Source organism: Pragia fontium (assembly GCF_900638655.1).
Taxonomy (GTDB): domain Bacteria; phylum Pseudomonadota; class Gammaproteobacteria; order Enterobacterales; family Enterobacteriaceae; genus Pragia; species Pragia fontium.
In genome coordinates this window covers 1731020-1757215 of the sequence record NZ_LR134531.1, presented here as the reverse complement: position 1 = coordinate 1757215, position 26196 = coordinate 1731020, and the positions used below count along the sequence as shown (strand labels likewise).

17 protein-coding genes are annotated in these 26196 nt (G+C 45.8%); all 17 read right to left on the bottom strand.

Annotated features, from left to right (window positions below):
• Positions 1–8 precede the first annotated feature (8 nt).
• Positions 9–1049 carry a type VI secretion system baseplate subunit TssG gene (gene tssG, locus EL341_RS07670; RefSeq protein ID WP_047780847.1) on the bottom strand — a complete coding sequence of 347 codons (1041 nt, stop codon included), beginning with the start codon at positions 1047–1049 and terminating at the stop codon, positions 9–11.
• The gene (gene tssF, locus EL341_RS07665; protein WP_114986538.1) at positions 1013–2779 is read right to left on the bottom strand and encodes a type VI secretion system baseplate subunit TssF; all 1767 of its coding nucleotides are present in this window, start codon (positions 2777–2779) and stop codon (positions 1013–1015) included. The genes tssG and tssF overlap by 37 nt, the downstream gene beginning before the upstream one ends.
• A 392-nt stretch (positions 2780–3171) precedes the next feature.
• Positions 3172–4752 (bottom strand): type VI secretion system protein TssA, encoded by a 1581-nt coding sequence (gene tssA / locus EL341_RS07660; protein WP_126467491.1) that lies wholly within the window; start codon positions 4750–4752, stop codon positions 3172–3174.
• On the bottom strand, positions 4742–8350 hold the full coding sequence (locus EL341_RS07655; protein ID WP_126467489.1) for an ImcF-related family protein: 3609 nt from the start codon (positions 8348–8350) through the stop codon (positions 4742–4744). Before EL341_RS07655 ends, tssA begins: the two co-directional genes overlap by 11 nt.
• Complete coding sequence (locus EL341_RS07650) at positions 8347–9546, bottom strand: hypothetical protein (RefSeq protein ID WP_047780844.1); 1200 nt, start codon at positions 9544–9546, stop codon at positions 8347–8349. Before EL341_RS07650 ends, EL341_RS07655 begins: the two co-directional genes overlap by 4 nt.
• 8 nt (positions 9547–9554) lie before the next feature.
• Entirely contained in the window at positions 9555–9821 is a 267-nt protein-coding gene (locus EL341_RS07645) for a PAAR domain-containing protein (protein ID WP_047780843.1), read from the bottom strand.
• Positions 9822–9975: 154 nt separating this feature from the next.
• A complete protein-coding gene (locus EL341_RS07640; RefSeq protein WP_126467487.1) occupies positions 9976–10809 on the bottom strand; it encodes a putative type VI secretion system effector in 834 nt (277 codons plus the stop codon).
• A gap of 78 nt (positions 10810–10887) precedes the next feature.
• A complete protein-coding gene (locus tag EL341_RS07635; RefSeq protein WP_126467485.1) occupies positions 10888–11709 on the bottom strand; it encodes a putative type VI secretion system effector in 822 nt (273 codons plus the stop codon).
• A 78-nt stretch (positions 11710–11787) separates the two neighbouring features.
• Positions 11788–12609, bottom strand: a complete 822-nt coding sequence (locus EL341_RS07630) for a putative type VI secretion system effector (protein ID WP_114986534.1) — start codon at positions 12607–12609, stop codon at positions 11788–11790.
• A gap of 77 nt (positions 12610–12686) precedes the next feature.
• Positions 12687–13502, bottom strand: a complete 816-nt coding sequence (locus EL341_RS07625) for a putative type VI secretion system effector (protein WP_126467484.1) — start codon at positions 13500–13502, stop codon at positions 12687–12689.
• A gap of 78 nt (positions 13503–13580) precedes the next feature.
• Positions 13581–14396 (bottom strand): putative type VI secretion system effector, encoded by an 816-nt coding sequence (locus EL341_RS07620; RefSeq protein ID WP_126467482.1) that lies wholly within the window; start codon positions 14394–14396, stop codon positions 13581–13583.
• A gap of 78 nt (positions 14397–14474) precedes the next feature.
• On the bottom strand, positions 14475–15284 hold the full coding sequence (locus tag EL341_RS07615) for a putative type VI secretion system effector (protein WP_126467480.1): 810 nt from the start codon (positions 15282–15284) through the stop codon (positions 14475–14477).
• 78 nt (positions 15285–15362) lie between these two features.
• Positions 15363–16193 carry a putative type VI secretion system effector gene (locus EL341_RS07610; protein ID WP_126467478.1) on the bottom strand — a complete coding sequence of 277 codons (831 nt, stop codon included), beginning with the start codon at positions 16191–16193 and terminating at the stop codon, positions 15363–15365.
• 31 nt (positions 16194–16224) lie between these two features.
• The gene (locus EL341_RS07605) at positions 16225–19227 is read right to left on the bottom strand and encodes a T6SS effector BTH_I2691 family protein (protein WP_126467476.1); all 3003 of its coding nucleotides are present in this window, start codon (positions 19225–19227) and stop codon (positions 16225–16227) included.
• Positions 19228–19243: 16 nt separating this feature from the next.
• Positions 19244–20251 carry a DUF4123 domain-containing protein gene (locus tag EL341_RS07600; protein ID WP_083399715.1) on the bottom strand — a complete coding sequence of 336 codons (1008 nt, stop codon included), beginning with the start codon at positions 20249–20251 and terminating at the stop codon, positions 19244–19246.
• 30 nt (positions 20252–20281) lie between these two features.
• Positions 20282–23383, bottom strand: a complete 3102-nt coding sequence (locus EL341_RS07595; RefSeq protein WP_126467474.1) for a DUF2345 domain-containing protein — start codon at positions 23381–23383, stop codon at positions 20282–20284.
• Positions 23384–23387: 4 nt separating this feature from the next.
• Positions 23388–26171, bottom strand: a complete 2784-nt coding sequence (gene tssH / locus EL341_RS07590; protein ID WP_114986528.1) for a type VI secretion system ATPase TssH — start codon at positions 26169–26171, stop codon at positions 23388–23390.
• Positions 26172–26196: the final 25 nt, after the last annotated feature.

Sequence of the window (26196 nt, the reverse complement as noted above, 5' to 3'; positions counted from 1 at the left end):
ATTCCTTCTTATCCCTGTTGCCCCGTTAAGCCCATATAGCGGCCAAGATTAACGGTGATTTCCTGCTGTTGTTTTTGTGTATTTTTCATTGCCAGTACCGCGGTCAGCCCTAAGCGTACTCTGGACTCGCCCAACTGAGCTTTCGGTAATAACGAACGTTTCACTTTCATATTCATGCTGGCATCAAAGCGATAACCTAAATAGGCGCGCAATAAGGCCATCAAATCGGTGTGAATTGACTCGCCCGGTAAAAGCCCTGTTGCCTGCTGAAGATCCGTTGGCGTGATAGTGATATGGACGGTACTGTTGCTGTCTTTAAGACGTCGGCCTAATACCGCACAGCGCTGTAGGCTGATGGGGTCCGAACGATCCAGTTTGGCCGGTGATTCCAGATTGACCCATTGAGGATAAAACTCTTGAATATCGACCTTTGCCCCCGGCAGCAATAGATTAACCACACAGCGTAATCCGTCGCCGGTACGGGTGCGCTGGGTAATCAATCCCATAAGCGCCAAAAAGCGTGACGGCGGCGCAGCTATCTGTTCGCTGGCACCATCAATACCAAATCCAGCCAGCCCTAACAGACACTGGGACACCAGATCGGTTCCCCCGGCACGGAAACCCGCCGGATAGTAATACTTTAACCAGATTCGATAGTACTGAGTCATCACCCGGTGGTTAAAGATATCCAGAAACGCTTCCAGCGCATCATGCCCTTCCTGACGCTGAACAATATCATCCAGCCAGGCATAGGGCAGCACCGCATCCACGCCATACAGCCCCAGAAACGTGGTGCGTACCGTCGGTGGACGTTCAGGATATTCATCATCCCACTCCACACGCTTAATTTCGCTGGAAGGAAAACCCATTTCCGGCACCGGACGAAAACGCACCGGATCGGTAGCCGGGGTTTCGCTTTTCCCCAGCGGCGGCAAGTGCGGATATTGCTGTTCCAGATACTGACAAAACCGATAAAAGTTCATCTGCGGAACCTGCCGGAACAGTCCTTCCATCAAAGGGGAGAGCGAGCTGTCTTGCTGTCGTTCCATGTTAAACGTTTCCCTGTAGGTAAAAGCACCAGCGTCAGGCGGGTAAAAAGATTCAGATCGGCATACAGCGCAAAGAACTGATGCAGCAGCTCACCAAACAATGAGATATCCCCTTCACCGGGGAATTGATGAGCATTCAGGGTTATTTCAATTTCAACCCCGCGCTCCAGCATGCCTTTCGCCATCCGCCGTATGGGTTTGTGTTTCACATCGACAATACCTTCCAAACGACGGCGATTTAGTTCGTTATCAGTCCAGTCATACAGCGCCAACGTACCGCGCAATACTTCGGCATTCATCAACGACAGATAGTTTGGTGCTAAATGGGACAACACCCGCCAATGAAAACGGTCGTTCACCGGTGGATAGCACGGCAGCGTCGGCGCACACAAGTTACGCACCGCAATCACTCCAGTTTGGCTATCGCTAATTTGATTAATCGACGCGTTACGTAATGCCTTACGCGGCAGCATCCCATTGGTGCCAGTGATGCGTAAAGACAGGGTTTCGTCGTAGACTTCTTCCGCCCGTTCCCATACCTGACCACCGAGAATCAACCAGGTATCATGTAAACCGGAAGCACCACGTCTGACCCGCGTATGATAATAACGCTCTGGTGTGTCGTGGCGCAGCATGCCACCGCGATGGCGGAAACTGGTAAAGGGAACATAGACCGCGCGCCCCTGTCGGCTAATGGACTGCACTGCATCGACCGAATAGATTTCAATATGTCCATCCTGTTGCAGCAATGGCCGCAGCAAGTATTCGCTGTCGAGTTGATTGACCCGAACCGGGTCCGCTTCCAACGGGAACAGGTTGATCACCGGAGAACAGTGCAAACGGATATTTTCCGCGCTAAACGGCAGATCGTCAGCCCAAACCTCATTAAGGATCAACTCAAGCTCAAAGGCACTACTCCCTTCCGGCATACGGTTAAGGTCTAACCCGGCCAGATCGAGAAACATAAATTTTTCACGAAAGGTGAAATATTCCAGCAGTAGCTGATAACCGCCAAATGCATTGTCCGGCTTTAACCACAGTCGTTCATCATCAGCAAACCCCGCAGGGGTAATCTTGCCGTTAAACGGTTGAGTCGCACCGTCTTGATAACCGGGAAAACGAATGTTCATTGAGGCGACTTGATGCACCATTGACCGATACAACGCTGACGCCACTGGCGTATCGGCATTGAGATACAGACGCAAGTTTGAGATATCCATCTGCTTCCAGTCTGCCATCGGACCAAAATCAAAGCGAATATAGATAACCGAACGCCCATCCTGATGGCTGCGCACACCGGCTTTACTCACCTTCAGCGGCTGCAACTCTACAGTTTGCGTAGTTTGATATTTACAACGGGTCTGCGATGGCCCCACCGGCCCAGTTTGTACGCCAAATCCCGCCTCGACCACTTCTTTACGCGCCAGAATATTATGGTCAGGAAACAGCTCAACAATGGATAACGATGGAATAATCCGCAGATAATGCGGCCACAGTAAACTCACCACACCTTCGGTCAGTTCCGGCAGATCATCATCCAGCTTCTGGCGTAATCGCCCCATCAAAAAAGCAAAGCCTTCAAACAAACGTTCAACGTAGGGATCGCGATCCCCTACTCGGTCAAGATTTAGCATGCCTGCGCGATCGGGGTGAACCTGAGCAAATTCTTTGCCCGCCTCACGCAAATAGCGCATTTCTGCTTCGTAATAGCGTTTAATCAAATCGTCCATTATTAAGATGTCCGTAGCCCGTTTTAACGAGCGTTATTATTCACTGAATATCGATTCAATGTGATTATGATGAATTGGAGTAACGGGTTTAAGTTAGTCATGGTGTTCAGCCAAAAGAGCATGAGTATTTAGCTTAGGTGGGGGCAGGCCCAATATAACCCTCCCCCTCTGATTAATATCCTGCTGACAAAGGCCTCTAAATTGCCAAACGACAGGAGAGATCTCCGTGGGGGTCTTAGCAGCAAAAGCTGCCGACAAATTTGTCAGGAACAAATTTGAACAGCGCTAGCGCTAGCCCAGAGGGTGAGACACATGGAGGTGTCTCATAATTGCCCGTAGGAGATCTAGGCCTGTCGCCCTCCATCGCTAAGTTCTGTCGTCCTTTCCTACCTCTAAAACGTCAACGCCCTGGCGGGATGCAGTGCCGTCAGCTCGCTAAGCAGCGCCTCTGCCTCTTTGCCTAATCCGTCTTTATCCGCGTCTTTTAGCTGGCTCTTATGTTGAATCAGTTTCAATAATCGGGCTTTTACTTCAAACACCAAATCCGGTTCCCAGCCCAATAACCGATACCCCTCAACGCGCTCATTCAGCGCCTTCAGTAGCCGAATCGCCACATCACGCTGCCCCTGATGTTCTGCCACTCGCGCCAACAACATACGCTGTAAATAACGCTGACGATCGGTCTGCATATCCGGCAAGCTGTATATCCAGTTAAAGGCTGCTTCCAGACCATCACGCCCGGCGATTTCCATTGACTGCTGCTCTATTTCGCCCCAATTATTCCCCCCGTCAACCGGAAGCGGTGCCAGCGCTTCACCTTCATCCAAATGACGCATGGTGGCAGACGAGGCGATCCAAGCCAGCGTATCATCATCGGCAAACGGTGTACCGTCACTGTAGGTCAGTCGCTCAATCCCTTTCAGACGATCTAACATCAGCGCCACGTCAGTCAGACAAATTTCCTGCCATTCACTGTAGGGCGAACCGGCGTTAAGCATGGCATCGCAGGCATAACGCTGGAGATCAAACCAGAAATGATTAGCCGCTTCGGAAAACGCTCGCTCAACCTGTTCTAATAATTCCAGCCAGTTTTGCTGTAGCCACAGCCGGTTTAAATGTTGTTTCAGCTCGACCCGCGGCGCCACCAACCGGGTAGCATATTGCACATCGTGAGGAGGCAAAGCGTTAACCGTATCCCATCTCACGCTACGCAGCATTCGCGCTGCCGCTAAATAGCCATCGGGCTTTTCACGCAGAAAAGTCGCCATCTGGCGCGCCTGATCCAACACTTCTCTCAGCGAATTCACTGGCTCATTTTTAACTTTCAGCGCCGACGGCGCTTGATTTGCGGATATTGGCGCAGCCGGCGCCGACGGCAAAGGTGCCGGATGCGGATTTTCCAGCCGAGTTTCAAACAGACGAATAAGCGCCCGTAAATCTGGCTGAAGCGCCTCTGGCCACTGCCCGGTGTATTTCATCATCAGCGCCAGCGCTGAAATGGCTCGCTCCAGCTCATCATGTTGAAACGTGGTTTGCGTTTCTAACAGGTCGGTAAATTTTGCGCTGGCCAGCCATTCTATGGCCAGTTTTTTGCTTTCGGCACGTTTCGGAAACAGATCCAAATCGTAACGAGCAACCAAACCCGCCATCAGCTCCAAACCATCCGCTAAGCCTCTAATTCCCTCCCCTCTGAGGCGAGCCCAAGCGTAATAGGAAGCCACTCGCAGATCCTTACTGCGCTCATACAGCAGCCCTTCACTCAGTTCAATAATCAGAGCGGCATCAATGCCCGATAGCTTGGCGATTTCTTCCTTGATAAGCAGAAAGTCATCGTCATACCCCGGATCTTCTCCCGTCGGGCTATCGCCATCAATCGGCTCCAGCCAAGCCTGCCAGTGTTGCTTAATGCGCTTGTTAACCCCTTCCTGCGGGTTGCGCTGACCGAACAGCGTTTGTAGTAAATTAGTTAGCATCGTGTTCAATTCTTCTCATTCGTGTAATGGGCTTACTACTGGCTTGTGCCTCGGCGCTATCGGCGCTCCCTTGTTCTACAACTTCCGCGTTAGCCGTTTCCGCTGGCGTTTCAGCTTTGCTCTTCTTTCTGACCGGCGGTACGGTTGAGGCATCTTCGGTAGAAACCGGATTACCGATAATTTTTTGCGGTTGTGCTTTCTTTGGCTTATTTGACGTGTTCCCTTGTTCGGTTTGATATTGCGAAATAACCGGCTCTGGCTTCGCCGATGCCGGACTCCGGCTGGTAACAAACACGTTAGAAGGTAAAACAAAGCCTCTTAGCTTTAATAGTTCCAGCGGCCCGGCATAAGTCTGTGCGCGCAAAATATAGTTCAGGCTTTTACCATCTTCCGCTTTCCACTCAAGTCGATAACGACTGCTGTCCAGTTGAGTTACGCTGGCCTGATCCAATAAACGCACCCAGCCCCAACTGCCCTTAGCACTATCATAAAGACGCAGTCCGGTTTCAGCGGTGCTCCAGCTAAGCTGTGCACCGGGGGAGTAGGTTTCTCCCGGCCAGTTCATGGTTTTCCAGATTTCCATTTGGTTAAAGTAAACCAAGCTTTCACCATCCAACAGCAGTTCGGTTTTAACCACATCCCGGCTTGGGCGAGCCATCAGCTCAAAGCTCATCGCCGCATCACCATTGGCATACAGCATGCCTGACACTTTACTTAACTGATTAAGGGCATGGATAAACTGCGGGTTAAACGTCAGTCCCTGAGAGTTCATCGGATCCGCTACCCAAATATCCCCCTGTTTATGCAGGATACCGGCCAGTTGGGTGGTAACAAAACGCTCAATCATGCCGCTATCCGGACGTAAAAAACGGCCAAGCTCCGGTAAAGAAGCATCATTGCCGGTCGCTCTAAACGGATATCGACCGTTAAACGCCCGATTCCATGGGTCGGCAATGCTTTCACGCCATGCGCTGTTGAAGCTCATCGCCGCAGGCTCCAATACCGCCTGCCACGCCTGCTCCAATGGCTGGACAAATAGGTTATTACCAAAGCCAGACCACTCTTCCCCCATACTGGCCGCAATCAGGCTGCCATAGTCGCGGGTATCCGTCAGATCGATGGCTTTACCTTCAAACACCGTTTTAGCCAATGCCTGCGTCATCGCCTGCGGATCCGGGGCACTGGTCACCTGCTGGAGCTTAAGGCGAACTCGAGTAACCCGGGTTAAGTAGGTTTGTAAATTCAGCGAATCGCCGTTCTCCTGAGCACCGCCCTGAACCAGACGCAGCAGCGGGCCAAAGGTGCCGTCTAATGGGCCAACGGGAATACTGTCATCAACCGGAATAGCCTCCAGTTTTTTCGCTTTGCTGCCAAACACTTCCTGAGCCGATTTAACCAAGGTATCCGAAAGCGCTCGGCCTTTTTGCGCCGTCTGTCCCTGATATTTCACGGTATTCATCAGGGCAATCAGCGGTGACTGACGAACGTCAGAGACTAGCGTGAGCTGGTCAATCACGTCAGAAATAGACTCTGCCCGCTGCCAACTGATGCTGTTTAAGAAATTTAACCAGGCGGCGCTGTAATCGGTAAAGTAGCGTTCGGTTAAGCGCTGTTTCAGCTTCTCCGGTGAAATTTCACTGTTCAACTGCTTACCGCTATCGGTCAGTACCCAGTCGATCTCTTCGCGACGATTTTTAGCGGCGCGCTCAATCTCTTTCTCCACCATGCCTTCCCAGGCTGCACGGGTAAAAATACCAGGCACTTCTTCGGTGGTATTAAACAAGGTTCGACTATCGATACCATTCAGTACCTGCTCGAGTGAAAGACTGCCGTAGTTCTGTGCAACACGCTTCAAAATGCCCTGATAGATCGCGGTTTCAGCATTCTGCATACCAACCTGATTGATCAGCACCTGACGGGCATCGGTAACCAGACTTTTATCTGATTTAATCGCCCAGTCAGGGTGACGTGACAGGTTATTGGCGTAAAACTGCATCAGTTCCGGACCGATACTCTGCCATACGCCAGCGGATACCGTGTCCGGTGCCTGCTTAGTATTCTCAATCAGTATATTCCCCAGTAATGGGGCATCCACCCGATCGGGACGTGACATCATCAGATAGGCTTTCAGGCGATCGTAGCCCTGCTTTGCCAACGTCGCCCGCTCTGGATTATTCGGCGACATCTGAACCAACTGCTCCAGTTCATTAGTTAGATTATTGACCAGCGGTAGCTGAATATTTTGTTGGTTAGCCTGATGATAATAGGGCCATAACGAGGTCAGTAAGCGATCGTTCTGGTTCAAGCCAAAGCGTAAATACCATGGGCTGCCGTATTCAGTGCGATACTGCAACTGAGATAACTGCTGCTTAAACGCCTGCTGGCGGGTCAAGCGTTCGGTCATACTGACGCTAAAATCATTGCTCTGCCGAGCTAAATTTTCCGCCGATGCGATCAGCCCACGGTTGCCGATATAAGAAATAATACAACCCAGACTAAACAGAATAATCACGCTTAACGCAGCCAGCGTAGCACTGTTCAACCACTGCATTCCCACGCCATGCCCTTTGGCTACGCGACTATCATCAATAATCGCCTGCCAGGTCGATGTGGGTTGAAAGGCGTGATCGGCCAGCGTTTCAGCCCGATTAACTTGCGGGGTAAACAACAAACCACGCAGTTGATTACCCCCCTGCGCCGTCAGGAATGTCGGTAACCAGCCGCGCAAACGAGGAATGTCGCGCTGTTCCAGATCCTGCGCCAATTGAAGCAGGAACGCATGCTGATGATTAATCATCACCTGCGTCATCCCCAAATCAGTGGTTTGCTTCACAACCGAAGACAGCAGATTAATTAACGTGTCTGAATGCGGTTTACCCGGAAATAACGTGCCCACCGGCTGCTCTTCCTGTTCGGACTGCTGCCACTGAGTTCTGCGTATATCTAATAAATAGAGCGGCGCAGCCCAACCCATCAGCTTATTGCGGGAGTGCATCTGCCACAGCGTCTTATCCTGTAGCGCTTTTTGCTCTTTGGTGGGGGCATAATAATCGGCGGCCACGACCCACACCTGTGCGTCGATCGGTTTACGCCAGCGTAGCTTTTTCAGCTGTTTAAGCCAGTTCTCATCCAACGCTGCCTTGGTCGAACCGCCCCAAATCAACAGCGCATCGTTACCCAACTGCCAACCCTGAGTGATTAACCCGGGGGCGACCTGCTCTACTTCCGCCGTTTCGCCGGTCACTAGTAGCCAGCGCAGTTTACGCCGCCAGAAAAAGCCGTAGCGGTGGCGGAGTTGATCGCGCATGGCGTCAAGTCCGGTAACCACTTTCAGTTCGATCTCTTTTTTCGGTTCGGCGGGATTAAGTTTTTTATTGTTCGCCTTGAGGTTTGAATAAGCATTATTCAGACTAGTGACGATCATCGGTATCATCGAAAATCCGAAAATAACCAACATCGACAGCAACCAGATAGTGCCTTTTTCTCCCCAGGTCTCCCAACCCAACCGATCGCCAAAGAAATACAGTACGGCAAAAATCGCCACTGCGACGATCAGGGTGCCGATAATTAACCCCCAGGTCCTCCATTTATTCTTCATGCTTGTTCCTTTTGTTGCTTGTCCTGTATGGGCTGTATCAGATTAAAGGCGATTTGATTATTTATATTCGACGCGGCCAACTGCGTTTCACCGGTTTGCTGCACTGCCGCAACGGCTAAAGACAGACCGAGCCAGCCATTCAGTTTTCCCGGTAATCCGTGGTATAGATCGATATAGTAGGTTCCGCTTTTCTCTTGTTCATGACGTAAATCGAGTTTTAATTCAGATAAGCAGGCCACAATATTCGATTCAGATTTCCCCTGAAATCCGGTCAGCCACAGATGATGGGTACTCTCCATTTCACGCTGTACCTCATGCATTTGCTTGAGATCGTCATGGGCGGAGTCACTATCAGATAACATCGGTCTGAGTACTTGAGCTCTAGGCGTTAGTTCAAGGGCTTCAACCTGTTGTTCACTGGCCAATAAAAAAGCACAGGCAAACTCTGATGCGGTAAAAGCCGTATTACTGTGTAAATCTTCCAGTTGTAAAATAATCAGTAATTTAATCTGGCTATCCGGATTATCAATCCAGTGTTCAATGGCGGATAAATCAGCGGCTCGCCTGACCTCTACTTCAGTTTTATGAGGGATCCCCAATTGCTTCCAGGCGGCCTGAAAATCGTCTTTTACCGGATTAAATACATTATTGGCATTGAAGATTTCTACTTTGATCTTGCGATCGACAGGTAAAGCCGATAAGGCGGAAAACTGTGCAAACAGCATTTCAGAAATGGCCTGCTGCTGCCGGTTTCCCAGTCGCTCATCTTGATAAAACTCCAGCGCAATAGCCTGATGCGAATTAACCGCCATATCTTGTGATTGGGCTAAAAAAGCTTTGGCCGATTTCCCTTCCGGCATCATGGTATGGCTACTTAAAACAACCAAATGACGGCTTGCCCAGTTATTCCACCTTAAGTCGATCAGTTGCTTTTCTTGTTCCCATGACTCAAAACGGTCAACTTCCAGACCATGGCTATACATTCGCCAGCTAAACAGCAATGCCCAAATAACAATCTCGACGATTAAAATCGCCAGATAAGAAATAATCTCCTCCGATGTTGACTGTTTCGGTTTTAATAAAAAAATCAGCAAGGCTGAAATAACCAAAATAGCCATCAAAACAATAAACCAGCGCTTTAAATTAGGCGTCTTTAATTTATCTTCCGATATAATAATGGGCTTAGGCCAGGACATAATAATTATTACCCTATTGAAACCGTTGGTAAGCTGGTAATCAAAGTACATCCACAGGCGGTACGGCAGCCGTCGACGGCAACTTGTTTACCGTCAGAAACCCAACCTGAAGAACCTTCAATAATAGGATTCACCCCATGTCCGGTTTGCGGGCAATCAACTAAATCGCCAACCAGCGCAATTTTCTTCCCATCCATGACCGCGGTTGATGTCGCAGTAATAACCGTACCGCCATGCGAAGTACGATCGCCTAAACGAATAACGCCTTTAGACATTTGGAATTCCCTTTATTTAAATAAGAATTTAAGTATTGAGTCGGTTTATTTTTAAAGCCGTGTGATTGTTTATTATTTAATAAAATATATAAGGTTTTATTTTGGTTTTAATAAAAATAAATAATATCGTTTTATCAATTAACAAGGATGGTTTCTATCTTTCTTTTAGTTTGAATTTTTCCGGAACTTCTGGCGCGATTCGATAATGATAAACACAGGGGGCAACTAATATTTGTTGGTACTGTTTAGTATCCGGCACATAATAAAACTCACCGTGCTCTTTACAGTCTTTGATAAATTGGGCATTTTCTTTATTCATATCAAGTAATTCAGGGTTTTTATAACCTAGGGTGAGAAATATTTTCTCTGCCAGTTGACTATAACCTGCCAAGCCTTTTAAAAGACTGTATAAAACACAAAACAAAAATAAAAATAAAAACAATAAACTAGGAATAAAAGCAAAAAAGATCATACTTATTAAGTCTTCTACTTTTATAGAGTCCCCATTGTTATCCAATAACATTATAATAATAAAAAAAATAGATATAAGTATGATAGCCCCTAAAGATATTTTAGTTGCGATAGATATATTTGCTTTTTTATGCGCCTTACTTCCTCGTTCACAATAAAAAGGTAACCATAGTCGATGATCTATCGGACGTCGTATTGAATAAGCATAAAAACTGCCGTCTTCCTGTAGCTCGGCAACAATATCAACCTGTTCACCATCGGCAAAAAATACGCGAGAGAAGCAGCCGTATACTGTTTTTCCCGCTATTTCACAGCGAAATAGCTGAAGCTTAATATCACCGCCGCTTGCATGTTGTAATGAGGTCGCCGCCGAACCACTTTCCCCTATCGCCGCTAGTCCCAATGTGCCTAAAGCCCCTAATCGGCGGTTTTTCTCATCGCTAAAAACGTTACTCTCATGCTCTATTACCACTAAGTTTGATACGGTGCCGGAAAAAACAATAAACGCGTTATCCATAACCTTATTTTCCCTTCCGTCTTTCTTATTGTTATAACATCGTGAACTCTACTCACCGCTAAAATTTACTCATTAGTATCACTGCTTTAATTTAAATTTTTCCGGAACTTCTGGCGCGATTCGATAATGATAAACACAGGGGGCAACTAATATTTGTTGGTACTGTTTAGTATCCCGCACATAATAAAATTCACCGTGCTCTTTACAGTCTTTGATAAATTGAGCATTTTCTTTATTCATATCAAGTAATTCGGGGTTTTTATAACCTAATGTTATAAAAATTTTTTCTGCTAATTGACTATACCTCGTAAAACCGTTTAAAAGACTATACAAAACACCAAATAAAAATAAAAATAAAAATATATTACCTATAATTACAGCTGCAATATACTTTAATGAAAAATATAAATCTTTTTCTATTTCTACAGAGAGAACACCATATATTGCAATGAATAAACTTAAAAGAGATACTATAGATGCTCCCCATATAGCGATAGACATATTCGCCTTTTTACACGCTCTAGTTCCCCTCTCACAATAAAAAGGTAGCCATAGTCGATGATCTATTGGCCGTCGTACTGAATAAGCATAAAAACCGCCGTCGTCCTGTGGCTCGGCAACAATATCAACCTGTTCACCATCGGCAAAAAATACGCGAGAGAAGCAGCCGTATACTGTTTTTCCCGCTATTTCACAGCGAAATAGCTGAAGCTTAATATCACCGCCGCTTGCATGTTGTAATGAGGTCGCCGCCGAACCACTTTCCCCTATCGCCGCTAGTCCCAATGTGCCTAAAGCCCCTAATCGGCGGTTTTTCTCATCGCTAAAAACGTTACTCTCATGCTCTATTACCACTAAGTTTGATACGGTGCCGGAAAAAACAATAAACGCGTTATCCATAACCTTATTTTCCCTTCCGTCTTTCTTATTGTTATAACATCGTGAACTCTACTCACCGCTAAAATTTACTCATTAGTATCACTGCTTTAATTTAAATTTTTCCGGAACTTCTGGCGCGATTCGATAATGATAAACACAGGGGGCAACTAATATTTGTTGGTACTGTTTAGTATCCCGCACATAATAAAATTCACCGTGCTCTTTACAGTCTTTGATAAATTGAGCATTTTCTTTATTCATATCAAGTAATTCGGGGTTTTTATAACCTAATGTTATAAAAATTTTTTCTGCTAATTGACTATACCTCGTAAAACCGTTTAAAAGACTATACAAAACACCAAATAAAAATAAAAATAAAAATATATTACCTATAATTACAGCTGCAATATACTTTAATGAAAAATATAAATCTTTTTCTATTTCTACAGAGAGAACACCATATATTGCAATGAATAAACTTAAAAGAGATACTATAGATGCTCCCCATATAGCGATAGACATATTCGCCTTTTTACACGCTCTAGTTCCCCTCTCACAATAAAAAGGTAGCCATAGTCGATGATCTATTGGCCGTCGTACTGAATAAGCATAAAAACCGCCGTCGTCCTGTGGCTCGGCAACAATATCAACCTGCTCACCATCGGCAAAGAATACGCGAGAGAAGCAGCCATATACTGTTTTTTCCGCTATTTCACAGCGAAATAGTTGAAGCTTAATATCACCGCCGCTTGCATGTTGTAATGAGGTCGCCGCCGAACCACTTTCCCCTATCGCCGCTAGTCCCAACGTGGCTAATGCCCCTAATCGGCGGTTTTTCTCATCGCTAAAAACGTTACTCTCATGCTCTATTACCACTAAGTTTGATACGGTACCGGAAAAAACAATAAACGCGTTATCCATAACCTTATTCTCCCTTCCGTCCTCTTATTGTTATTACATGGTGAACTCTACTCACCGCTAAAAGTTACTCGTTGATATCACTCTTTTAATTTAAATTTTTCCGGAACTTCTGGCGCGATTCGGTAATGATAAACGCAGGGGGCAACTAATATTTGTTGGTACTGTTTAGTATCCGGCACATAATAAAATTCACCGTACTCTTTACAGTCTTTAATAAATTTAGCGTTTTCTTTATTCATATCAAGTAATTCGGAATTTTTATAACCTAATGTTATAAAAATTTTTTCTGCTAATTGACTATGCCTCGTAAAACCGTTTAAAAGACTATACAAAACACAAAATAAAAATAAGAACAAAATTATACTAACCACAAAAAAAATACCAATAACTTTGAATATAATATCCATACTACGATCAGCTGAAATCAGCTTATATATTATCATAAAAAATCCAATAAATATTGTTATCGCAGGAAGCCAGGATGCCATAATCATATTGGATTTTTTATGAGCTTTAGTCCCCCTTTCACAATAAAAAGGTAGCCATAGTCTATGATCTATCGGTCGTCGTACTGAATAAGCATAAAAACCGCCGTCTTCCTGTGGCTCGGCAACAATATCAACCTGCTCACCATCGGCAAAAAATACGCGAGAGAAGCAGCCGTATACTGTTTTTCCCGCTATTTCACAGCGAAATAGCTGAAGCTTAATATCACCGCCGCTTGTATGTTGTAATGAGGTCGCCGCCGAACCACTTTCCCCTATCGCCGCTAGTCCCAGCGTAGCTAAAGCCCCTAATCGGCGGTTTTTCTCATCGCTAAAAACGTTACTCTCATGCTCTATTACCACTAAGTTTGATACGGTGCCGGAAAAAACAATAAACGCATTATCCATAACCTTATTCTCCCTTCCGTCTTTCTTATTGTTATTACATCGTGAACTCTACTCACCGCTAAAAGTTACTCGTTGATCTCACTCTTTTAATTTAAATTTTTCCGGAACTTCTGGCGCGATTCGGTAATGATAAACGCAGGGGGCAACTAATATTTGTTGGTACTGTTTAGTATCCGGCACATAATAAAACTCACCGTGCTCTTTACAGTCTTTAATAAATTGGGCATTTTCTTTATTCATATCCAACAAGGCTGGATTTTTATAACCTAACGTTATAAAAATTTTTTCGGCCAATTGACTATGGCCAGTAAAACCTTTTAAAAGACTATAACAAACGAGAAATAGAAACAGATATGAAATTGCAGCACACACTAAAAACAACCCAATAAATTTTAATAAAAAATCGATATCATTACCACCAAACAATACTTCATACATCATCATTATAACCCCCATAAATATTGTTATAGAAGGAAGTATATTAGCCATCATTATATTGGATTTTCTATGCGCTTTGGTCCCCCTTTCACAATAAAAAGGTAGCCATAGTCGATGATCTATAGGCCGCCGTACTGAATAAGCATAAAAACCGCCGTCTTCCTGTGGCTCAGCAACAATATCAACCTGCTCACCATCGGCAAAAAATATGCGAGAGAAACAGCCATATACTGTTTTTCCCGCTATTTCACAGCGAAATAGCTGAAGTTTAATATCACCAGCGCTTGCATGTTGTAATGAGGTCGCCGCCGAACCACTTTCCCCTATCGCCGCTAGTCCCAGCGTGGCTAATGCCCCTAATCGGCGGTTTTTCTCATCGCTAAAAACGTTACTCTCATGCTCTATTACCACTAAGTTTGATACGGTACCGGAAAAAACAATAAACGCGTTATCCATAACCTTATTCTCCCTTCCATCTTTCTTATTGTTATTACATGGTGAGCTCTACTCATCGCTAAAAGTTACTCGTTGATATCACTCTTTTAATTTAAATTTTTCCGGAACTTCTGGCGCGATTCGGTAATGATAAACGCAGGGGGCAACTAATATTTGTTGGTACTGTTTAGTGTCCGGCACATAATAAAACTCACCGTGCTCTTTACAGTCTTTAATAAATTGAGCGTTTTCTTTATTCATATCCAACAATGCTGGATTTTTATAACCTAACGTTATAAAAATTTTTTCGGCCAATTGACTATGGCCAGTAAAACCTTTTAACAGACTAAAAACTATGAGAAATAGAAATAAAAATAAAAATATCCCACATAAAATAAATATACCAATCAACTCTATTGGGTATTCTTCATCATTTAATGATATTGCAATGACAAGAATAATAGTTGTAATAAACATAACTAGAAAAGAAAAATTTATTGCCATCGAGACATTAGCCCTTTTATGAGCTTTAGCCCCCCTCTCACAGTAAAATGGCAACCATAGCCGATGATCTATCGGTCGTCGTACTGAATAAGCATAAAAGCCGCCGTCTTCCTGTGGTTCAGCAACAATATCAACCTGTTCACCATCGGCAAAAAATACGCGAGAGAAGCAGCCGTATACTATTTTTCCATCGACTTCACAGCGAAATAGCTGAAGTTTAATATCACCACCGCTTGCATGTTGTAATGAGGTCGCCGCCGAACCACTTTCCCCTATCGCCGCTAGTCCCAACGTGGCTAAAGCCCCTAGCCGGCGGTTTTTCTCATCGCTAAAAACGTTACTCTCATGCTCTATTACCACTAAGTTTGATACGGTGCCGGAAAAAATAATAAACGCATTATCCATAACCTTATTCTCCCTTCCGTCTTTCTTATTGTTATTACATCGTGAACTCTACTCACCGCTAAAAGTTACTCGTTGATATCACTCTTTTAATTTAAATTTTTCCGGAACTTCTGGCGCGATTCGATAATGATAAACGCAAGGGGCAACTAATATTTGTTGGTACTGTTTAGTGTCCGGCACATAATAAAATTCACCGTGCTCTTTACAGTCTTTAATAAATTGGGTATTTTCTTTATTCATATCAAGTAATTCAGGGTTTTTATAACCTAACGTTATAAAAACTTTTTCTGCTAATTGACTATGGCCAGTTAAACCTTTTAAGAGACTATAGATACATAAAAATAAAAATAAAAATGAAGATGTGCCACTTACTAAAAAAATGCCAATGAATTTTAATATAAAATCCATGCTATGATCGCCAAATGATATTTCATATACCATCATTAGAAAAACTATAAATAAAATTATAGAAGGAAACCAAGTTGCCATAATTATATTAGATTTCCTATGCGCTTTGGTTCCCCTTTCACAATAAAATGGTAGCCACAGTCGATGATCTATAGGCCGCCGTACTGAATAAGCATAAAAGCCGCCGTCTTCCTGTGGTTCAGCAACAATATCAACCTGCTCACCATCGGCAAAAAATACGCGAGAGAAGCAGCCGTATACTATTTTTCCATCGACTTCACAGCGAAATAGCTGAAGTTTAATATCACCGCCGCTTGCATGTTGTAATGAGGTCGCCGCCGAACCACTTTCCCCTATCGCCGCTAGTCCCAGCGTAGCTAATACCCCTAATCGGCGGTTTTCCTGATTTAGAAACAGGTTACTTTCGCTGGATATCACTTGCAAATTGGATATCATGCCGGAAAAGACCACAAATGAAGATTCCAATTTTTTACTGTCCATTATTTTTCCATTTATCATTAACTAACTCTGACTACATTCGCGGCCAACCGGTAAGGCCAGGAATTTCCTGATTCATAGGAATCACCATCACGGGAACATCAACCGGCACCGGTGGCTCTTCAATACCCAATATTTTCTTCAGCGCTTTTTCAAATGCTTCCTGCTGAAGCTGCGGACGATCTTTATAATCCGCAACCCGCTTAAGGCCAAAGGCACTTTTATCAATCCACTCCTCCATTTCATCATCTTCCAGAAAATAGATCAGTGCGCTAATAGCCAATATTGCCAAAGAAATATAGATCCCGGCCCCCATCGCAATGGCCCTAAACAGCATCGTTCTGGCTGCGAGACCAACCACCTCTCGCTGTATCAATTTCTCAACTAATAAATCCGCCAATTTGGTATTAACAAATACCTCCATTGCTGGCGTAGAATAGGTTAAAGCAGCTAATATCCCGCTGGCTGATGAGCCTAAATTTATTACTGTTCTAAAAAAATATAATGTTGCAATATCATAATTGCCTTTATCTGTATTCTTTATTGTCTGTCCAAAATCACTATACATATTCAACACCCCAGCCCCGGCACTCACCACCGCGCCACTCACCTTCAACACTTGAAACAACGACGATTTATCCGTTGCAATCAGCTTAGTGGTCTGTGCCAATGTTTCAATCGTCGTTCCAACCACAGCAAATTTGGCGATGGTTAATTTATCCTGAAGCTGTTGATTATATGGGTCGTTTTTTAGCATCTCAGAAATATGCATCAGATTCCATACTTCCAGCACGGCCACTAAAAATGCCAGGCGAACGTCAATCACTCCATTACGTGCAGGAATGTTGTGATTGTTCGCTCTAACAGCGACGCCCGATCTCGAGGTACTGGCTTTAGTGCTGGCCTCCAATTCTGCAAAGGCTTTTTTTATTTCTGCAGATTCTGTCTTAATGCGCTTATCCACAACCTGACTGATTCCCTTCAGTTTTTTGATATAGGCTGCCCGACCATTTTTACGCATACCCCAAAGCTGTTTTACCACTTTATGAGAGGTTCCCACTGTAATCAGTGAGCCGACATGAAGAAGCTTCAGCAGCATTAACTCTCCCGATTTAGATATCGGCCCATAGCTGGCAAATAAAAAGCGAAAGCCAAAGTTAACCAACAAAACATCATTAACATATCTTATCGGCCGCCAGCTGGCGGGAAGTTGTTTAAAGCTTGGATCCTGATCAACCAATCTTAACTGGGTGTTAGCATATCCCTGAGCCTTTTTGTAGAGATCGGCAATCTTGCTCCATTTAACTTGAGATAGAATGGAATCTACCTCTCCTTCCATGACGTCATTTTCCCCATCGGCTTTATTTCTTTCACTCATTATAGAATCTATTTCAGCAACGACATCTAACTGATTAAATGCCAATACTCGCCTGAGGTAGTTTTTACCATTGCCTGATTCAGTACTATCCATCCACTCATCAATTAACGCCATTCCCGATTGAGTTGCATTAATCCCACTAATGGCTGCCGATATAACTTCTTTAAACTCAACGGCATCAGCAAGATCGCCGGTCTGTTCATCAATATTATCGTCATAGTCATTTAAGACCTGTTCAAAACAGTTATCTTTTAACCATTTGACTATTTCCCCACAGCGTAGCTCCCCTAATTGAGCAATCTTTGCCTGTAAGCTGTCATAGTTCTGATTAAAGGTATTATATAGTCCGCTCTTATCTAATCTATTTTGATATTTCTTCCAGCGATCCATTAATATGAACTCTGCTGAAGTCATTCCCTGAGCCTTCTTTCTAACAACACTGTTATCAACCGATAATTTCAGCTCATTCAAACTTTTATTATAAGTTGCCTCGTTATCATTAAAAGATGACTCAAACGTAATCCTGTCTAGCTCTTTAAAAAAGAGTGGTTCTACAGGCTCTTTCATCCAAATCTTTCTTAATTGAACTCTATTTAATCGACGAGTTTTATAAGGTTCATCTATTTCCGCTGCTTTTCCCTCGTCCATAATAGCGTCGTAGTTTTCCATGAGATCTTTCAAACTTCCAACGAGGCTATAGGCGTTATAATAATAAGCTAGCTCTTCCGTATACTGAGTCAGTTTTCCCGAGAGTTCATTATAGGAATCATTTAAGTCATGAATAATACCGATAGGATCATCTAACGCTATCAGAAGTGGTGCATTATCCCCTGATGTACATCGCTCTATTATTTCGAGCGTATTCGCAGCATTACCATGACGGGCTTTAACAAACAGGTGATGAGAGGTTATTGTTTCGACCTTTTCACTAATAAAACTAAAGTCGTCAGGCTGACCAGTTGTCAAGTTGAACAATTTATCCCGAGAAGCCAAAATCTCTTTTTTATTATCTCTGGTTAGTACCTTGGCATACGGTTCGGAAAGTCCATAATCAATATCTGGAAAACTGCCATAATCAAAATCCGAACAATAATCCAATACTGAATTCAAACTCTCTGCCGTTGCCTTAGCAATATCATCCTTATCTGATGGCGCCGTCCATTCACTCGATTTGATCTCTTTCATACGCAACCCTGGATCGGCCGCATATTTATTTAACGTATTTTCCGACCACTTATGTTCACTATAAGCGATCCAAATCTGTCCACATTTTTCCGGCTCACTAATACAAAAAAATTCCGTTCTGGTTGACTGATGACCGGGTGAACTACAATCTGACTGATCCTTTAATTTTGCCGCCAGAGCACTAGGTTGCTTCCATAATGTGCCATCTTTAGCAACACTGAAAACACGCCATCTTTCCTGCTCTTCAAGATTAGGTAAATACAGATAAATAAAGCCCTGTCTTAAAACCCTTAAGGCATAATGATATTGCTCTTCATCTAATTGCGCCTGAAAACCTTTGCTGTTTGCCCAACCATGATCGGCCCAACTTGGCAGCTTTTGTTTAACTGACTTAGGCACTACCGCATAGCGAACGGGTAAAATCGCCAATCCACTCGTCTGGCAATCACATACAAAACCTTTATCTTGACTCATCTTAATATCCCTTTAATCAATTCTTCATCAATAAGTCTGACAGCGAGCCATAGCTGGCAATACAATCATTTTGAATCATCGTCCATTCTGGCTGCGTTATGCCATGTATCAAGTCACGATAACGTACTGGCGAAGGCATTCCCGTAACGCGCAACGCCAATAACGGATGTTTATCAAAATAAGGATGAACCGTTAATGCCTTAATCGCTAAATCATTAATGTCATCATATGAATTGAAAGAGTAATGCTGTGTTCTTTCAAACAGTGGAAATAATATTTTTTGAACCTGAAGATCGCTAATCCATGGACGATTATCTAACTGACGATAAAAACATAGACCTCGGTTAATCGCCCCTATCCAACTAATTTTTTTATATTGTTCCGGCGATAAACCTAAAGAATGCGCACCAAATAAAGTGGCTTCCGATGCAGGAAAAGTATAAAGCTCACCCTCACCAGTAATGATTGACCAATCATCCACCAAGCCAAATAAAATTCGTCTTTGAACCTCTGATAACAAGAACCAAAGTTGTATCATTACCGCAGGATCATATAAACGTAATAAAATCGTTTTATCCTCAGATAAACGTTGAATCGCTACACGTCCCATATATAAGGATAAATCTGTTAATTTAGTTGCTGTGGATGCTGATAGCCAACCACAAAATCGCCGACCTTCCCCCATTGCGATACGTTTAGGGTGTGTTTCAAATAATGATTCATAAACTGAATGGAAAAGAAGCTCGTTATCCTCTGGCTTATTTAAATCCAGCGATATAATAAAAGGTACTCTTGTTTTATCCACTGATGCATGGGGTATTAATACATCAGTGATAGCCTTATTCTCTATACGTTCATAAATCAAATCATCATCAATAAAATTACGTAAAAAAGGGTCCAACAAGAGATAGCACTGGTTAGAATGTCTGGCAAAATGCGCTTTCAATGCCTTCGTTATGACTAAAGCTTGATCATTGATTCCTGGTTGTTGGAATTTAGTTTTAATTATTGTTGTTGTTTTCATCTGCGAGTTTCAAAATTGTATAAGTTTAAATCAAAGCTCAACAGCAGCACTTTGCCCCTGAGAAGAACTTTCCTGCGATGGTTGACACCCTTCAGGTAGCTCAACAACCGTATCTAAACTTGCCGCTCCCATCTTCTGCAACGCAACCGACTTCACCACCACATTCTTCGGACAACCCAATTCAATCCCACCCTCTTTTAACTTGATATACCCCCCACCGCAGTTCAGCACCAGCTCATTTTTAGCACTGATAATCACCTTGCCATCCACGCTGGTAATCTCCAGATCCTGCTTGGCCGCCAGCTGCATGGCATCATTCTGCGCCTGCACTTCGACTTTGCCCTGATTCGCAAACAGCTTCATCCCTGACTGGTGGGCAAACAGACTAATGGCATCCCCTGCCGCTATCGTCAGCTTTTTACCCACGCCGATATCGGCGTTGCTACCGGCGGTAAGATAGACATTACGCGATGCCGCCAACTGCATATCCTCACCGCTGGCAATACCGATGCCGTCCGGCGCGCTGGCCAAAATGACGCTGGCGGTTAAATCCTTTAGCCGCTGCTCTATCAACGTTTTCTGCGCCTCGATTTCGGCCACCAGCGCTTGAGCCTGCTCTGCCGCATGGCTCAACCCCTGCATTCGGGCGTGGGCGGCGGCCAGTTGTTCCATCGCCGGTGCCATCTCGCGCACCTCACCCTGCGCCGTAGGTTGCCCGTCAGCACTGATGAACAGCCCTTTATCCGCCCGAATTGCGCCCCACTCATCACTGCGTAGCTCAAATCCTTCCCCACGCTGCTTACGCTCGCCATCCACCAGATGACCGAGATTAAGCTGGGTTTTACCGTATTCGGTGGCGACTTTGATATGTTCTTTGCCGCGTTCATCATCCATCCGCAGCTTGTTATTGGCCGGGGTGCGGATAACGTTGCGTTTATGGTTAGCAGCAGTGACTAAGTCTGGGTGACGTGAATCGTGCATACCATGGGCGATATACGGCCGATCCGGATTACCTTCAGTAAAGGCGATGGCCACTTCAGTACCGTCGATTAACGGAAAGTGCATACCGTAGGTTTCACCGGCGTACGGCTTAGCCAGCCGCATCCACAGGCTTTCTTCCCCTTTACGCCATGAGTCGTTCAGGTCGAAGTCCATCTTCACCCGATAACGCCCCTGCACATCCAGATAGCCGTAGGTGTCATTATCCGGGCTGGTCACCCGAGCCGGTAAAGTACCGCTAATGGTTGGCCAGGCTAAACGTTCCGGGCGATAAGGACGTAATACATCGTAAGGAATACCGGTAAAGCTAATGACATAGGCCTGCTGACGGTCACCGGCACTTTCCACCGAAACAATCAGAATACCGCTGCCCGCTTCATTTATCGGTGAACCGGTCACGGTTAATATCTGGCCTGGTGCCAGATGAGATAAAGTGGTTTTACCGCGAATGGTGATTTGCTCGGTCATAAAACGCTGATGGCGCAAGCGAGCATACCAGGCCCCTTGACCCACCCCATCGGGTTCTGCGGCACCGGTTCCGCTACCGTTTTCACCCGCACCGGTTAAACTATTAAGCAGTTCACCACCTTTATCCGCTAATCCTCCCAGCGAACCACTGACGCTATCTATCGCCCCTTTAGCCTGACCCGCAACCTGTTGTGCCGCACCGGTAACCGCTGAACCCACGGAACTGGCAGCAGAACTGACCGTTGAACCAACAGCACCAGTCACACCGCCTACCGCGCCCCCCACGGAACCTGCAACGCCACTGAGCTGGCTGACGCCGGGAAGATCCCCCAGACCGCCCGGTAGCATATTACTAAACTGGCTTAACAGGTCATCCTGAGCATTACCGCTGGTAACAACCTCGCCTTTATCCCGGTAGTGCTCGCCATAAAGATACTGACGACCGCGGGTGGTGTTATCTTTCTGGGCACCGTTAACCTCAGACTTCATTCCGGTCTGGGCATTACGGTAGTTATAATCTTGTGTTAATACGCTTTGCGGCACGGTCTTGCGAGAAATCGACATCTCCCATACCGACTCGATACCGTTATCGTTATTACCCGATGGCTGACGATAGCTGGCGGTCGGGCCGTCCTGATATTGCTGTTCTGAATCGCCAAACACCACCACATCGCAACTGTGTTTAGCATGACTTTCAAAACGAAACCAAATACCGCTGTCCGCCAGCAGGCGGCGAATAAAGGCTAAATCGCTCTCCTGCCACTGAGTAATGTACTCTTTAGTCGGATAGCTCTCATTGAGCTCAAAGCGAAAGTCGACGCCGGTTAGTTCATGATTGCGCAGTACCGCTTCTACCACCTGAGGGATGGTTTGGTTCTGGTAGATGGCACTGTTCAGGGTGTTATCCAGCAGCGCCAGTCGTGGGGATAAGGTGATTTCATAGCGGGCTTCATCGGCAGAAGTGGACAATTGACTAAAAGCGGTCACTACACCATACAATACCCGGGATTCGCCCTCGCCTCCGGTTAGTGAACTGACCATGCCGCCGACAGAAGAGAGAGAGGATAGGCCAGAACCAACTTTGTCTAACGCTCCCCCGGCTCCGCCCAGCAAACCGGAGGCTTTACTGGCCATAACGCCAACGGAATTGGCCATACTGCCCAACTTACCCGCCGCCGAACTCACCTGATTGGCAATTCCCAGCCCTTTATTGGCTATCTGACTAACGCGATTAATGGAAAAACCACCGGCTGGCGCATTAAAAGCACTACCAATTTTATCGCTGAACATGCCACCAAAGGCATTAAAGGCCGACATCAGCTGATTGCTCAACTGACCGGCCGCACCACCGAGGCTACTGACACCACCCGGCGCCAGCGCAAATACCGCTTTCTCACTCAGTACCTGCTCCATGGACAATCCATGCTGAGCGGTAAACTGGATCACATACTGCCACGGTTCGCTCAGGTGCTCGCGCCCCTGAACGCTTAATACCGACAGTGAAGTTGACAACCCATCAATAGCCAACTGATAACGGTTTAAGCCATCATTCAGCGAAGAGAAACTACCGGCGGCGCCCTGCTCGCCTGATAGACCGCCCAGGCCGAAAGCCTGAAGCTGCTCATCCAGTAGATCTTTGCCTTTTTTAATCAGTTGGTCTTTCATTCAGTTATTCCTTTTCTGAAACGCCCATAACAATGTCAGCTTCCGGTGCTGTATGATTTTCTGTCGCTTTGCTCTCTTCAGCGGCCTCTTCAGTTACGCCGTATTCGATAATATCCAGCGTAATCCCTTCTTCTTCCCCATAACCTAAAGCCAATGCCTTCGGTTTACGCTGCTGGGCCTGAAGCTGCAATAGGGTTTGCGACAGTACTGGTAAAATCTGCTGATTCAACAGACTATCGATATTCCTTGCACCGCTATCCGGCAGCAGACAGGCGCTCACCAGCTCATCAAACAGGCTTTCTTGCACCCGGAATTCAATGCCATAGTGGCGTTGTAGGCGCTCGGCAACTTTACCCATTTTAATGGCGACGATCTTACGTAATGCTTCAGCCCCCAGCGGACGATAGATCACAGTCTGGAAACGGGCTAACAGCGCCGGTTGGAAATGATCGCGCAGGATTGGATGAATAACTTCATGCAACATGGCGGTGGTAGCTTGAGGTTGCTCTTCCAACAGTGCCATCATGTAGTCGCTGCCCAGATTGGCGGTCATCAAAATCACCGTATTGCGGAAGTCAATTTCTCGTCCTTCGCCATCGCGCATAAAGCCGCGGTCAAATACCTGATAGAACAGGTTAATCACATCACGATGGGCTTTTTCTACTTCGTCCAACAACACCACGCTGTAAGGTCGACGACGTACCGCTTCCGTTAATACCCCACCTTGGCCATAACCTACATAGCCCGGCGGTGAACCTTTCAATTGAGAAACCGTATGGGCTTCTTGATATTCCGACATATTGATGGTGACCAGCGAACGCTCGCCGCCAAACAAAATATCCGCCAGCGCCAACGCACTTTCGGTTTTACCAATACCTGATGGGCCAACCAGCAAAAATACCCCTAATGGCCCTTGCTCCGGAGTTAAGCCGGTTTTAGCCGCCCGTAAACGCTGAGCCAGAGAAATCAACGCTTCATCCTGACCGATAACCCGCTGCGCCAGCTCATTCTCCAACGTTAGCAGGCCGCTTTGCTCATCTTTCATCAGGCTTTCCAGCGGTACGCCAGTCCAGTCGGCAATCACGCTGGCAACGGTGCGGCTGTCGACATCCAGCGAAAGCAGCGGCGCGCCATTCTGTGACGCGTGTAGCTGTTGCTGTAACTGATTAATCAGTTCAGTCAAAACGTGGTGGTCTTGGCTGGCTTCTGGTTGATTAAGCTGCGCCCGTAAATTGATTAACTGCTGAACAATCTGTTTTTCATTTCTAAACTGTTCAGCCAGTCGATCAACCTGCTCTAGCAGCGTCTGCTGTTTTACCTTAATATCATCCAAGCTGGACTGTAAAATCTCTTCGCCAAGCTCGCGGTCTTCATTCAGGGCAATATATTCATATTCCAACGCGGCTAACTGAGCTTCCAGCAGAGTGATGGCTTCCGGAACAGTATCTAATCCCATGCGAACCCGCGCTGAAGCAGTATCCAGCAAATCAACCGCTTTGTCCGGTAGCTGACGACCAGTGATATAGCGTCGGGATAGCGCCACCGCGGTACGCACTGCCTCATCAAGAATATGCACGCCGTGATGTTCAGCATAGCGGGATTTCAAACCGCGCAGCATCAATGCGGCGGTATCATCATCCGGCTCATCGACTTTAACCATCTGGAAGCGACGCTCCAGTGCCGCATCACGCTCAAAATACTGTTTGTATTCAGACCAGGTTGTTGCGGCGATGGTGCGCAGTTCCCCGCGTGCCAGCGCAGGTTTCAGTAGGTTAGCTGCATCGGCACCGCCCGCCTGATTTCCCGCACCAATAATGGTATGGGCTTCATCAATAAACAGCAGAATGGGCGTTGGGGATTGCTGTACCGCATCAATCACATTTTTTAACCGCTGTTCAAACTCGCCTTTAACGCCGGCACCGGCCTGTAATAAGCCGAGATCCAGCGTATGAATATTTACCGTTTTGAGGCTATCCGGTACATTGCCTTCAGCAATGCGTAACGCCAGGCCTTCCACCAGCGCGGTTTTACCCACGCCTGGCTCGCCAACCAGAATCGGGTTATTTTTACGACGGCGGGATAGAATATCCACCATCTGACGAATCTCTACATCACGGCCAAATACCGGGTCGATTTTTTGTTGTTTTGCCCGTTCGGTCAGATTGACGGTAAAGCGATCTAAGGCGGTTGGCTGGGTCGCCGCCGTTGGCAATTGATTAGTACTATTATCAGATGACGCTGTCGGATTAATCGACGATGTAATATCCGCCGTTGACTGTGCCGCACTTTCATACTGCGGTACATGAACCCGCTCCGGGCTCTCATCAGACAATTCATCAAGAATCGGCAATAAGCGTTGCAGTTGAACCTGTGAAACGCTGAGCAATGGCCAAGCATCACGGGCTTTTAGCCATTGAGGATTATCGATCAGCGCCTGTAAAATATGGGCTGAGCGCACGGAATCCGCTTGATTTTCTAACGATGCAATAAGCCAGGCTGACTTTAACAGTTCCTGAATCACACCGGATAATATTGGTTTTTGCTGCACCGTATGAGGAAGCGATTCTAACTGATTAAGTAACGCTTGCCAGACTGCGTCCAGATCCAACTCATAACGGCGGGCAATAACGGTAACATCGCCACAGCCTTGCTCTAATAATTTCAGCAGCCAGTGTTCTAAGGTGATTTCCGGGTGGGCTCTCGTCTGACATAAACTGGCGGCAGCTTCTAGTGCTTTGGCACAGTATGGATTGAGGCGGCGTAATAATACGGAAGGGTCGGTAATCATTGGCTGCTCCCTGGCACAACATGAT